Raw genomic sequence first — 13,106 nt, forward strand, 5'->3', positions numbered from 1 at the left:
TCGAATCAAAAAAGAAGCCCCATCTGAAGGACTTCTTTTTTATTCTTAGGAATACAGCCGTTCGACATCTGTCTCAGGTAAATTGATGTACTTATAACAAGTGCCCACCGAAACGCCGCATTTATTAGAAATAAATTGGATTGTTTCTTTGTTTTCATAATATAATGCACGGATTTTACGGACGGTACGTCCATCAATTTTTGGACGTCCACCTACTTTTCCGTTTTCACGAGCTTTGTGGAGCCCAACGAGTGTTCGTTCTTTAATTAGTGCACATTCCATCGCAGATAAGCTCTCCATTAATTGGAAATAGGCTTCACCTGTTGGAAGGTGAGTATCAATTCCTTCTGAAATGCTGACAAAATCAACTTGTTTTTCCTTTAACATTTTCATAAAGTCTGTTAATTGGCGGGTTGTTTTACCTAAATGGTGCAATTTACAAACAATAAGTGTATCCCCAGCAGAAAGAAGTTTTTCGACTTCGTCTAAGACACTGATCTCCGCTTGAGGATCAAATGTCTCTTGGAAAATATCATCACAACCAAACGATTGGAGAGTGGTTAGTTGATTTTTTAAATCGTCTTCAATAATAGTTGTGCGTGCATAACCAATTCGTTTCATATATTATCCTTCCTATATAAATAATCTTTTTTCACACATTCTTAACGTGCGGGAACATGTAAGGTTTTCGGTCCATCTTCATAACCGACGATTACCATAGAAACCATATTTAAAAATAAGCCGTGTTCAACGACGCCAACCAAGTTGTCTAAATAAGAACCTAAAGCTTCTGGATCTGTAATTTTTTCTAAATGCAAATCGATGATATGGTGGCCTCCATCTGTTATTAATGTTTCGCCAGCAGCGTTTAAACGAAGTGTTGGGTGATAGCCTTTTTCTTCAAATAAATGCACTAGTTGGCGGCTGCCATAAGGAACAACCTCAACTGGAAGCGGGAAAGCCCCTAAATCGTCCACCATTTTTGATTTATCCACAATCCAAATACATTTCTTTGAATAAGTGGCCACAATTTTTTCAAAAAGTAAGGCAGCGCCACCGCCTTTGATTCCTTGAAAATCAGCGCTGATTTCATCGGCGCCATCAATCGTAAGATCCACATACGGAACCTCATCAATACTTTTTAAAGGAATGCCCAAGGCCAAGGCTTGTTTCTCTGTTTCTTTTGAAGTAGTAACCCCTACGATTGACAATCCTTCTTCTTTTACGCGACGACCAATTTCGTCTACCATAAATTTTGCTGTTGAGCCAGTACCCAAACCGACAATCATGCCGTCTTCTACATATTTTGCAGCTTCGATTCCTACCATTTGTTTCAGATTCATCGCTGTTTTCCGCCCCCTTCAATAGTCAAAGATATTGTACCGTTATTTAACTAAAAAAGATAGAAAGTTTTTGAAAAAGTCATAAAAATTTTTAAAGGAAAAGTGCGTTTAAATAGAAGGAAAAGCTTTTTTTCGAAAGGCGAAAGAAGAGGGTTGACAGCTGATACTTATCGTGGTATCCTAACAAAGGTGCTTTATCTACAGGTTCCTTATAGGGACGTGCTGACTGTCTATCAAAGCATATTTGATAAAGAGTGCAGAGATTGCATTATTTTTTATCGCGAAAAAAGAACCACCTGGATGTGTGGAACTAGAAGCGAAGTAAGGAAGGAGGAGAACAAGGAATGCCTACAATTAACCAATTAGTACGTAAACCTCGTAAATCTAAAGTAGAAAAATCTGATTCACCAGCCTTAAACAAAGGATATAACAGTTTTAAGAAAACTCAAACAAACGTTAACTCTCCGCAAAAACGTGGAGTTTGTACACGTGTGGGTACGATGACACCTAAAAAACCGAACTCAGCTTTACGTAAATATGCCCGTGTTCGTTTGTCAAACTTAATCGAAGTTACAGCTTATATCCCAGGTATCGGTCACAACTTACAAGAACACAGCGTGGTATTATTACGTGGTGGACGTGTAAAAGACTTACCAGGGGTACGTTACCATATCGTTCGTGGTGCGCTTGATACTGCCGGTGTTAACGACCGTAAACAAAGCCGCTCTAAATACGGTACAAAACGTCCTAAAGCTTAATTATAATAAGACAATAACAACTTGAAAAATCATATTTCGGAAGGAGGAGTTACGGATGCCTCGTAAAGGTCCTGTTGCAAAACGTGATGTTTTACCAGATCCAATTTATAACTCAAAATTAGTAACTCGCTTAATCAACCGTGTAATGGTTGACGGTAAACGCGGGATTGCTGCTAATATTATCTATAATTCATTTGATATCATCAAAGAATCTACAGGTAACGATCCATTGGAAGTTTTTGAACAAGCAATGAAAAACGTTATGCCTGTTCTTGAAGTTAAAGCACGTCGTGTTGGGGGTTCTAACTACCAAGTACCAGTTGAAGTTCGTCCAGAACGTCGTACAACTTTAGGTTTACGTTGGGTAGTTAACTACGCACGTCTACGTGGTGAACACACAATGGAAGAACGTCTAGCGAAAGAAATCATGGATGCTGCTAACAACACTGGCGCTTCTGTTAAAAAACGCGAAGACACACACAAAATGGCAGACGCAAACCGCGCATTTGCTCATTATCGTTGGTAAGATCCTCTCTGTCTGTCGCGTAAAGTGGCAGCAGAAAGTCAATTTACAATCGATTTAAATAAAGAGAGGAGTAAACATACAAAATGGCAAGAGAATTTTCACTTGAAAAAACTCGTAACATTGGTATCATGGCCCACGTTGATGCTGGTAAAACAACAACAACTGAGCGTATCTTGTACTACACTGGTAAAATCCATAAAATCGGTGAAACCCATGAAGGTGCTTCACAAATGGACTGGATGGAACAAGAACAAGAACGTGGTATCACGATTACATCCGCTGCGACAACTGCACAGTGGAAAGGCTACCGTGTAAATATCATCGATACTCCAGGACACGTGGACTTCACAATTGAAGTACAACGTTCTCTACGCGTATTAGATGGTGCGGTAACAGTTCTTGACTCTCAATCAGGTGTAGAACCTCAAACAGAAACTGTTTGGCGTCAAGCGACTGAATATAAAGTTCCTCGTATTGTATTCTGTAACAAAATGGATAAAATCGGTGCGGACTTCTTCTATTCAGTAGAATCATTACATGATCGTTTACAAGCAAACGCTCATCCAATTCAAATTCCAATCGGAGCTGAAGAAGACTTCACTGGAATCATTGACTTGATTAAAATGAAAGCTGAAATCTACACAAATGATTTGGGAACAGATATTCAAGAAACTGATATTCCTGAAGATTATTTAGAAAAAGCGCAAGAATGGCGCGAAAAATTAGTTGAAGCTGTTGCTGAAACTGACGAAGACTTAATGATGAAATATCTTGAAGGTGAAGAAATCACTGAAGAAGAATTAGTCGCTGGTATCCGTCAAGCAACAATCAACGTTGAGTTCTTCCCTGTATTAGCTGGTTCAGCATTCAAGAATAAAGGGGTTCAATTAATGTTGGACGCTGTTCTTGATTACTTACCATCTCCATTAGATATCGATGCTATCAAAGGGATCGATACTAAAACAGACGAAGAAACAACTCGTCCAGCTGATGACGAAGCACCTTTCGCTTCATTAGCATTTAAAGTTATGACTGACCCATTCGTAGGTCGTTTAACTTTCTTCCGTGTTTATTCTGGTGTCCTTGAAAGTGGTTCATACGTATTGAACGCTTCAAAAGGCAAAAAAGAACGTATCGGTCGTATCCTACAAATGCACGCCAACACTCGTCAAGAAATTGACAAAGTGTACTCTGGTGATATCGCTGCTGCTGTTGGTCTAAAAGACACAACAACTGGTGATACATTATGTGCATTAGATGCACCAGTTATTCTTGAATCTATTGAATTCCCTGACCCAGTTATCCAAGTCGCTGTTGAACCTAAATCAAAAGCTGACCAAGATAAAATGGGCGTGGCTCTACAAAAACTTGCTGAAGAAGATCCATCATTCCGCGTTGAAACAAACGTTGAAACTGGTGAAACAGTTATCTCTGGTATGGGTGAATTGCACTTAGACGTTTTAGTAGACCGTATGAAACGTGAATTCAAAGTTGAAGCTAACGTAGGTGCTCCTCAAGTATCTTACCGCGAAACATTCCGTGCTGCGACTAAAGCAGAAGGTAAATTCGTTCGTCAGTCTGGTGGTAAAGGACAATACGGTCACGTATGGGTTGAATTTACACCAAATGAAGAAGGTAAAGGCTTCGAGTTTGAAAACGCAATTGTCGGTGGTGTGGTTCCTCGTGAATACATCCCAGCAGTTGAAAAAGGGTTAGAAGACTCTATGAACAACGGTGTTCTTGCTGGTTATCCATTAGTTGATATCAAAGCAAAACTTTACGATGGTTCATACCACGATGTCGATTCAAATGAAACGGCCTTCCGTGTAGCTGCTTCTATGGCATTGAAAGCTGCGGCTAAAAATGCAAACCCAGTTATTTTAGAACCAATGATGAAAGTTACAATTACTGTTCCTGAAGATTACTTAGGTGATATCATGGGACACGTAACAAGTCGTCGCGGACGTGTTGAAGGTATGGAAGCACACGGTAACTCTCAAATCGTTAATGCGATGGTACCTTTAGCTGAAATGTTTGGTTATGCTACAACATTACGTTCAGCAACACAAGGACGCGGTACATTTATGATGGTATTTGACCACTATGAAGACGTACCTAAGTCTGTTCAAGAAGAAATCATCAAGAAAAACGGCGGCAACGCATAATTTTCCTTGAGAATAAAAGGTTTGTTTTTAGAACTATCCTTTTTTCAAGATTTCGTGTAAAATAGCTTATGATGATCAGACGATTTTTAGTAGCGTCTATCACATATAAAACAAACAATAAAATTTATATTTTTAGGAGGAACATTCAAAATGGCAAAAGAAAAATTTGACCGTTCTAAATCCCATGTTAACATTGGTACTATCGGACACGTTGACCATGGTAAAACTACATTAACAGCTGCAATTGCTACTGTATTATCAAAACACGGTGGCGGGGAAGCACAAAGCTACGATTCTATCGATAACGCTCCAGAAGAAAAAGAACGTGGAATCACAATCAACACTTCTCATATCGAATATGAAACTGAAACTCGTCACTATGCACACGTTGACTGCCCAGGACACGCGGACTACGTTAAAAACATGATCACTGGTGCTGCTCAAATGGACGGAGCTATCTTAGTAGTTTCTGCTGCTGATGGTCCTATGCCTCAAACACGTGAACATATCTTATTATCACGTAACGTTGGTGTACCATACATCGTTGTATTCTTAAACAAAATGGATATGGTTGATGACGAAGAATTATTAGAATTAGTAGAAATGGAAGTTCGTGACTTATTATCAGAATACGATTTCCCAGGCGATGATGTTCCAGTTATCGCAGGTTCTGCTTTGAAAGCTTTAGAAGGCGACGAGTCTTATGAAGAAAAAATCTTAGAATTAATGGCTGCAGTTGACGAATATATCCCAACTCCAGAACGTGATACTGACAAACCATTCATGATGCCAGTCGAAGACGTATTCTCAATCACTGGACGTGGTACTGTTGCTACAGGCCGTGTTGAACGTGGTGAAGTTCGCGTTGGTGACGAAGTTGAAATCGTTGGTATTAAAGACGAAACATCTAAAACAACTGTTACAGGTGTTGAAATGTTCCGTAAATTATTAGACTACGCTGAAGCAGGCGACAACATCGGTGCTTTATTACGTGGTGTAGCACGTGAAGATATCGAACGTGGACAAGTATTAGCTAAACCAGCTACAATCACTCCACACACAAAATTCAAAGCTGAAGTATACGTATTATCAAAAGAAGAAGGCGGACGTCACACTCCATTCTTCACTAACTACCGTCCTCAATTCTACTTCCGTACAACAGACGTTACTGGTGTTGTAGAATTGCCAGAAGGTACTGAAATGGTAATGCCTGGTGATAACGTTGCTATGGACGTTGAATTAATTCACCCAATCGCTATCGAAGACGGAACTCGTTTCTCTATTCGTGAAGGCGGACGTACTGTAGGTTCAGGCGTTGTTACTGAAATCGTTAAATAATTAACTTTTTAACTATAGTTTTAACCAGCGTGAAAAACTGGGGTATTCGGACGTAAGACCAGAGAATTTATTCTCTGGTCTTTTTTTTGTTTAGAAATTGGCTGGCTAAAAAATAAGCCAATTGGCTGTTTTAGCTGACTTGTTTCTTCCGTATACTTGGAGAAAAAGGGTAGGTGATTTAATGGAAAAAGTATTGACGATTGCAGGCTCCGATTCAACTGGAGGGGCAGGGATTCAAGCAGATTTAAAAACATTTGAAGAGTATGGAGTTTTTGGATTTTCAAGTTTAACCTCGATTGTGACGATGGATCCTACGACAGGCTGGTCACATGAAGTAACTGAATTGCCAGAAACGCTCTTAGAAAAACAATTGATTTCGGTTTTTGCAGGCGGTCCAGTAGCGGCCTTGAAAACAGGGATGATGGGCAATGAACAAAATATTAAAATGGCTAGCAAATACATTAAACAAGAGAAAATTCAAAAAGTCGTGATTGACCCAGTCATTGCTTGTAAGGGCACGGCACAAATTCTGCAACCCAAAAGTGTGGAAGGCCTAAAAAACGATTTACTGCCATTAGCATTAGTGGCCACGCCTAATTTAATTGAAGCGGGCATCTTATCTGGTTTAGGCGAAATTTCTTCCGTGGCGGAGATGGAAGAAGCGGCAAAACGAATTGTACAAATGGGAGCCGAGCATGTCGTGGTTAAAGGGGGACATCGCTTAGCTGGTGAAAAAGCACTGGACTTGTTTTACGATGGTCACACCGCGCATCTTTTGGAAAATGAATTATATCCAACTGATTATAATCATGGTGCAGGTTGTACTTTTTCAGCGGCAATCACAGCTGGCTTGGCGAAAGGTTATTCGGTGTTAGAAGCAGTAACTTTAGCGAAAAAATTTGTAGCAGCGGCGATTAAACACGGTATTCAAGTTAATCCTTATGTGGGGCACGTGTGGCATGGCGCTTACACTCATGCGGAACAACGGATGCGTAAGAAAGCATAATGTTTAGAACTAGAGGAGTCTGTCAAGGACTGGCTCTAGTTTTTTTGTGATAAAGAATAACAATAGTAGGTATTACGTTAAAAGAATGTTCAAATTTTTAAAAGAGGAGTAGAATAGAACTGTAATTGCAAAAAAAGAAGCGGAACATAGAAGGGGTGATAACTTTTCTGTGCTTCAGTTTAGAACGGACTGTGGTGTTTGTTTTGACGAACTACCGGAAAGCGACTTCTTTTTGTTTTGGCTTCAAATGGTATTTAATGGAGGGAATGCAATGTTAGAAAAAGAAACGTACAGTCAACTGTTTAAATGGTCTTTTTCAAAAAAGACACAAGTCACATACTGGGATGGTACCGTCAAAGAGTATGGGCAAGGGTCGGGGGATCCGGTTTTTAAAATTGTATTCAATGAAAAAATTCCTGTGAAGGATTTACTGAATAACGCTTCGTTAACTTTAGGGGAAGCCTACATGGATCGCAAAATTGAAATCGAAGGCGATATCCAAGCGCTGATTTATGATGTGTATAACCAAAAGGATAGCTTTTTACACAATGCTAAATTTATTAAATGGCTTCCTAAAGAAAGTCATTCAAAAAAACGTTCGCAAGAGGATATTCACAGCCATTACGATCTAGGAAATGATTTTTACAAAAAATGGCTTGACCAAACAATGACGTATTCATGTGCTTATTTTAAAACGCCTGAAGATACATTAGAACAAGCGCAAGTGAATAAAGTTCATCATATTTTAGATAAATTGTTTATCAAAGAGGGCGACACTTTACTGGATATTGGCTGCGGCTGGGGCACGTTAATTTTAACTGCGGTGAAAGAATATGGAGCCAAAGCAACTGGGATTACATTAAGTGAAGAGCAATTTCATCATATTCGCCATATTATAGAAAAAGAAGGTCTACAAGATCGAATGACTGTCAAATTGATGGATTATCGTGATTTAAAAGGAGAGTCTTTTGACCATATTACGAGTGTTGGGATGTTTGAACATGTCGGTGCGGAAAATCTACATGAATATTTTGATGTCGTTCAGCGGAATTTAGCGCCTAAAGGTACGGCGTTGATTCATGGGATCAGTCGCCAACAAGGTGGGGCTAAAAATGCTTGGATCAATCGTTATATTTTCCCAGGTGGCTATATTCCTGGTGTCACTGAGCTAGTCGGCCATATGACAGAAAACGACTTGCAAGTGATTGACTTGGAAAGTTTGCGCAGAGATTATCAATTGACGCTGGAACATTGGACAAAAAACTTCCATAATATAGAAACAGAAATTGTTGACGAAAAAGGCGAGCGCTTCTATCGAATGTGGGACTTATATTTGCAAGCATGTGCAGCCTCATTCCAAGCAAGCAATATTGATGTTATTCAATATTTATTGGTTCATCCAGATAACAATGATATTCCAATGCGCCGGATTGGTTAATAGAATAAAAAAGAGAGAATTTGAGATTCTGGTAAAAAAGGAATCTCAAATTCTTTTTTTATAAAAATAGAATGAAAAGAATTGAAAAACAAAACAAATGCTTTTCAAAACAAGAAAAAATTCTTTCAAAAAAACGCAGAAAATCCTTGCTAACACTATCCTTTCATAGTATAATCAAAAAGGTGCTGTTTACAGGAGTGTAAAAAGCATTGGTAGATCAACGATTTGATTTGCCGGCTGTGAAGCGAGAGGTTGCGACACGCTCGGACGCTTTGCCATGAACGAGCATGCCGGATAAATTTTCGTGGAGCTATGTCTACTTTTAAAATAGGCGAAGGAGGGAACAAGATGGCAAAACAAAAAATTCGTATCCGTTTAAAAGCGTATGAACACCGTATTTTAGATCAATCAGCGGATAAAATTGTGGAAACAGCAAAAAGAACTGGAGCTGACGTATCAGGTCCGATTCCATTACCAACAGAACGCTCACTTTACACAGTTATTCGTGCGACTCATAAATACAAAGATTCTCGCGAACAATTCGAAATGCGTACTCACAAACGTCTAATTGACATTGTGAACCCAACACCAAAAACAGTTGACGCTCTAATGAAGCTTGACTTACCGTCTGGTGTTAATATTGAAATCAAACTATAAAATTAAGATGGAGGTGTACTCATGACCAAAGGAATCTTAGGGAAAAAAGTGGGAATGACACAAATCTTTACTGAGTCTGGTGAATTAATTCCAGTAACAGTAGTTGAAGCTACGCCAAACGTAGTTTTACAAGTAAAAACTGTTGAAACTGACGGATACGAAGCTATCCAAGTTGGTTACCAAGACAAACGTGAAGTTTTATCAAACAAACCTGCGAAAGGTCATGTTGCAAAAGCAAACACGGCTCCTAAGCGCTTCATTAAAGAATTCAAGAATGTTGAGCTAGGAGAATATGAAGTAGGTAAAGAAATCAAAGTAGATGTTTTCCAAGCAGGAGACGTTGTTGATGTTACAGGTACTACGAAAGGTAAAGGATTCCAAGGGGCAATCAAACGTCACGGCCAAAGCCGCGGACCTATGTCTCATGGTTCTCGTTATCACCGTCGTCCTGGGTCAATGGGTCCAGTAGCGCCTAACCGTGTATTTAAAAATAAACGACTAGCCGGCCGTATGGGTGGCGACCGCGTAACAATTCAAAACCTTGAAGTTGTTAAAGTGGACGTAGAAAGAAATGTTATCTTAATCAAAGGAAACATTCCTGGAGCGAAAAAATCTTTAATCACAATTAAATCAGCTGTGAAAGCTAAATAAGTGTAGGGAAAGGAGGAACTAAGGAATGCCGAATGTAGCATTATTCAAACAAGATGGAACTCAAAACGGTGAAATCACTTTAAATGAAGAAATCTTCGGAATCGAACCTAATGAAAGTGTTGTCTATGATGCAATCATCATGCAACGTGCTTCATTAAGACAAGGAACACACGCAGTTAAAAACCGTAGCGCTGTTCGTGGCGGTGGCCGCAAACCATGGCGTCAAAAAGGAACTGGTCGTGCTCGTCAAGGTTCAATCCGTTCACCACAATGGCGTGGAGGTGGCGTAGTCTTTGGACCAACACCGCGTTCATACAGCTACAAACTTCCTAAAAAAGTTCGTCGCTTAGCAATGAAATCTGTATTATCAGATAAAGTTGCTGAAAATAACTTGGTAGCAGTAGAAGGTTTAAGCTTCGATGCACCAAAAACAAAAGAATTCAAACAAGTTCTTGCTAACTTGTCTATCGATACTAAAGTATTAGTTGTTTTAGAAAATGGTAACGACTTTGCAGCTTTATCAGCTCGTAACTTACCAAACGTTTCTGTAGTAACTTCTGATAACGTTAGTGTGTTAGATGTTGTGTCAGCTAACAAAGTCTTGGCAACACAAACAGCTCTTACTCAAATTGAGGAGGTGCTTGCATAATGGAATTACTAGACGTAATCAAACGCCCAGTGATCACTGAAAAATCCATGTTAGCTATGGACGAAAAGAAATATACTTTCGAAGTGGACACTCGCGCAAACAAAACTTTAGTAAAACAAGCTGTTGAATCAGCATTCGATGTTAAAGTAGCAAACGTAAACATCTTAAACGTGCGTCCAAAATTCAAACGCATGGGTAAATATGCAGGTTATACAAAAAAACGTCGCAAAGCGATCGTTACATTAACTGAAGATTCAAAAGAAATTCAATTATTCGAAGCTGCTGAATAAGCAGTCCTGAACAATATCAACGTAGGAGGGAAATAAGACGTGGCGATTAAAAAGTACAAACCTACCACAAATGGCCGTCGTAACATGACAAGTTCTGATTTCGCTGAAATCACAACTTCAACACCAGAAAAATCATTGTTACAGCCATTAAAAAACAATGCCGGTCGTAACAACAACGGTCGCATTACGGTTCGTCACCAAGGTGGCGGTCACAAACGTCAATACCGTGTGATTGACTTCAAACGTAATAAAGATAACGTCGCAGCGGTTGTTAAAACGATCGAGTACGATCCAAACCGTTCTGCTAACATCGCGTTAGTTCATTACGAAGACGGGGTTAAGGCATACATCTTAGCACCAAAAGGATTAGAAGTAGGCATGCGCCTAGTATCTGGTCCAGAAGCAGATATTAAAGTAGGTAACGCATTACCATTGGAAAACATTCCAGTTGGTACAGTTATCCACAACATTGAAATGAAACCTGGTAAAGGTGGACAATTAATCCGTTCAGCTGGAACAAGCGCGCAAGTACTTGGTAAAGAAGGCAAATACGTATTAATCCGCTTAAACTCTGGCGAAGTTCGTATGATCTTAGCAACTTGCCGTGCAACAATCGGTTCAGTTGGTAACGAACAACACGAATTAATCAACATTGGTAAAGCTGGCCGCTCTCGTTGGATGCGTAAACGCCCAACTGTTCGTGGTAGCGTAATGAACCCTAACGATCACCCACACGGTGGTGGTGAAGGTAAAACACCAATTGGACGTAAAGCGCCAGTATCTCCATGGGGTCAACCAGCAATTGGATACAAAACACGTAATAAAAAAGCTAAATCAGACAAACTTATCGTTCGTCGTCGTACTAAATAATTTTTTTGACCATGTGTCGTACATTTTGAGAGGAGGTTCACCATGGGTCGTAGTTTAAAAAAAGGACCTTTCGTCGATGATCATTTGATGAAAAAGGTCGAAGCACAACAAGGTGCCGAAAAGAAAAAAGTAATTAAAACTTGGTCTCGCCGCTCTACAATTTTTCCATCATTCGTAGGTTTCACAATCGCTGTATATGATGGACGGAAACATGTCCCTGTTTACATTCAAGAAGACATGGTAGGACATAAATTAGGTGAATTTGCACCAACTAGAACTTATCGTGGCCACGTTGCTGACGATAAAAAAACTAAACGCTAATTTTGAGGGGAGGATATGCAAATGTCAGAACAAATTACATCAGCTAAAGCAACTGCAAAAACAGTTCGCACTTCACCTCGTAAAGCACGTTTAGTAATCGATCTTATCAGAGGGAAAAGCGTTGCGGATGCAATTTCAATCTTGAAATTCACACCGAACAAGTCTGCTGGAATCATTGAAAAAGTTTTAATGTCAGCAGTTGCTAACGCAGAAAACAACTTTGACTTAGACGTTGAAAGCTTAGTCGTATCTGAAGCATTTGTTAACGAAGGACCAACAATGAAACGTTTCCGTCCTCGTGCAAAAGGTTCAGCTTCACCAATCAACAAACGTACTAGTCACATCACAGTAGTTGTAACAGAGAAATAAGTCTCATGAAATAGGCTGTTTTCTTTATGAAAACAGAGCTTAAACATTTAAGAGGAGGGACAATCAGTGGGTCAAAAAGTACATCCAATTGGAATGCGTGTAGGCATCATCCGCGACTGGGATGCGAAATGGTATGCTGAAAAAGAGTATGCTGAATTCTTACACGAAGATTTAAGAATCCGTAAATTTATCGCAACAAAACTTGCTGATGCTGCTGTATCTACAATTGAAATCGAACGCGCTGCAAACCGTGTTAACATTTCAATTCACACAGCTAAACCAGGTATGGTTATCGGTAAAGGCGGATCTGAAGTCGAAAACCTAAGAAAAGAATTAAACAAATTAACTGGCAAACGAGTTCACATCAACATCGTTGAAATCAAAAAACCAGATTTAGATGCAAAATTAGTAGGCGAAGGAATTGCACGTCAATTAGAAAACCGTGTTGCTTTCCGTCGTGCTCAAAAACAAGCTATCCAACGCGCAATGCGTGCTGGCGCTAAAGGAATCAAAACTCAAGTATCAGGTCGTCTAAACGGTGCGGATATCGCTCGTTCAGAAGGATACTCTGAAGGAACTGTACCACTTCACACATTGCGTGCGGACATTGATTACGCATGGGAAGAAGCGGACACTACTTACGGAAAACTAGGAGTTAAAGTGTGGATCTATCGTGGAGAAATTCTTCCAACGAAAAAAAACACTGAGAAAGGAGGGAAATAATC

Annotated in this window: 16 protein-coding genes; 14 read left to right on the plus strand and 2 right to left on the minus strand. The window is 39.6% G+C overall.

The window, feature by feature from the left end:
- Nucleotides 1-45 precede the first annotated feature (45 nt).
- Together IGJ37_RS00750 and rpiA are read right to left on the minus strand one after the other, a co-directional pair.
- On the minus strand, nt 46-621 hold the full coding sequence (locus tag IGJ37_RS00750; RefSeq protein WP_002356188.1) for a recombinase family protein: 576 nt from the start codon (nt 619-621) through the stop codon (nt 46-48).
- Nucleotides 622-662: 41 nt separating this feature from the next.
- On the minus strand, nt 663-1,343 hold the full coding sequence (gene rpiA, locus IGJ37_RS00755; RefSeq protein ID WP_002363468.1) for a ribose-5-phosphate isomerase RpiA: 681 nt from the start codon (nt 1,341-1,343) through the stop codon (nt 663-665).
- 344 nt (nt 1,344-1,687) lie between these two features.
- On the opposite strand from rpiA, the gene rpsL reads away from it, so the two are divergent.
- From rpsL to rpsC, 14 genes are all read left to right on the plus strand, one after another.
- Nucleotides 1,688-2,101, plus strand: a complete 414-nt coding sequence (gene rpsL, locus IGJ37_RS00760; protein ID WP_002356190.1) for a 30S ribosomal protein S12 — start codon at nt 1,688-1,690, stop codon at nt 2,099-2,101.
- 55 nt (nt 2,102-2,156) lie between these two features.
- Entirely contained in the window at nt 2,157-2,627 is a 471-nt protein-coding gene (rpsG, locus tag IGJ37_RS00765) for a 30S ribosomal protein S7 (RefSeq protein WP_002356191.1), read from the plus strand.
- An 83-nt stretch (nt 2,628-2,710) separates the two neighbouring features.
- Nucleotides 2,711-4,792, plus strand: a complete 2,082-nt coding sequence (fusA, locus tag IGJ37_RS00770) for an elongation factor G (protein ID WP_002356192.1) — start codon at nt 2,711-2,713, stop codon at nt 4,790-4,792.
- Between the two features lie 150 nt (nt 4,793-4,942).
- Nucleotides 4,943-6,130 (plus strand): elongation factor Tu, encoded by a 1,188-nt coding sequence (tuf, locus tag IGJ37_RS00775; protein ID WP_002356194.1) that lies wholly within the window; start codon nt 4,943-4,945, stop codon nt 6,128-6,130.
- A gap of 181 nt (nt 6,131-6,311) precedes the next feature.
- On the plus strand, nt 6,312-7,136 hold the full coding sequence (gene thiD / locus IGJ37_RS00780) for a bifunctional hydroxymethylpyrimidine kinase/phosphomethylpyrimidine kinase (protein WP_033918136.1): 825 nt from the start codon (nt 6,312-6,314) through the stop codon (nt 7,134-7,136).
- A 271-nt stretch (nt 7,137-7,407) separates the two neighbouring features.
- The gene (locus IGJ37_RS00785) at nt 7,408-8,574 is read left to right on the plus strand and encodes an SAM-dependent methyltransferase (RefSeq protein ID WP_002389616.1); all 1,167 of its coding nucleotides are present in this window, start codon (nt 7,408-7,410) and stop codon (nt 8,572-8,574) included.
- Between the two features lie 348 nt (nt 8,575-8,922).
- Nucleotides 8,923-9,231 (plus strand): 30S ribosomal protein S10, encoded by a 309-nt coding sequence (gene rpsJ / locus IGJ37_RS00790; protein WP_002389727.1) that lies wholly within the window; start codon nt 8,923-8,925, stop codon nt 9,229-9,231.
- A gap of 21 nt (nt 9,232-9,252) precedes the next feature.
- Complete coding sequence (rplC, locus tag IGJ37_RS00795) at nt 9,253-9,882, plus strand: 50S ribosomal protein L3 (RefSeq protein WP_002356199.1); 630 nt, start codon at nt 9,253-9,255, stop codon at nt 9,880-9,882.
- A 25-nt stretch (nt 9,883-9,907) separates the two neighbouring features.
- Entirely contained in the window at nt 9,908-10,531 is a 624-nt protein-coding gene (gene rplD / locus IGJ37_RS00800) for a 50S ribosomal protein L4 (protein ID WP_002356200.1), read from the plus strand.
- Complete coding sequence (locus tag IGJ37_RS00805) at nt 10,531-10,821, plus strand: 50S ribosomal protein L23 (RefSeq protein WP_002356203.1); 291 nt, start codon at nt 10,531-10,533, stop codon at nt 10,819-10,821. Before rplD ends, IGJ37_RS00805 begins: the two co-directional genes overlap by 1 nt.
- 39 nt (nt 10,822-10,860) lie before the next feature.
- Nucleotides 10,861-11,691, plus strand: coding sequence for a 50S ribosomal protein L2 (gene rplB / locus IGJ37_RS00810; RefSeq protein WP_002356204.1), 831 nt, complete (start codon nt 10,861-10,863; stop codon nt 11,689-11,691).
- Between the two features lie 42 nt (nt 11,692-11,733).
- On the plus strand, nt 11,734-12,012 hold the full coding sequence (gene rpsS, locus IGJ37_RS00815; protein WP_002356205.1) for a 30S ribosomal protein S19: 279 nt from the start codon (nt 11,734-11,736) through the stop codon (nt 12,010-12,012).
- Nucleotides 12,013-12,033: 21 nt separating this feature from the next.
- On the plus strand, nt 12,034-12,381 hold the full coding sequence (gene rplV / locus IGJ37_RS00820) for a 50S ribosomal protein L22 (protein ID WP_002356206.1): 348 nt from the start codon (nt 12,034-12,036) through the stop codon (nt 12,379-12,381).
- 66 nt (nt 12,382-12,447) lie between these two features.
- The gene (gene rpsC / locus IGJ37_RS00825; protein WP_002356207.1) at nt 12,448-13,104 is read left to right on the plus strand and encodes a 30S ribosomal protein S3; all 657 of its coding nucleotides are present in this window, start codon (nt 12,448-12,450) and stop codon (nt 13,102-13,104) included.
- Nucleotides 13,105-13,106 lie beyond the last annotated feature (2 nt).

This window comes from Enterococcus sp. AZ104 (genome assembly GCF_050546705.1).
GTDB lineage: Bacteria > Bacillota > Bacilli > Lactobacillales > Enterococcaceae > Enterococcus > Enterococcus faecalis.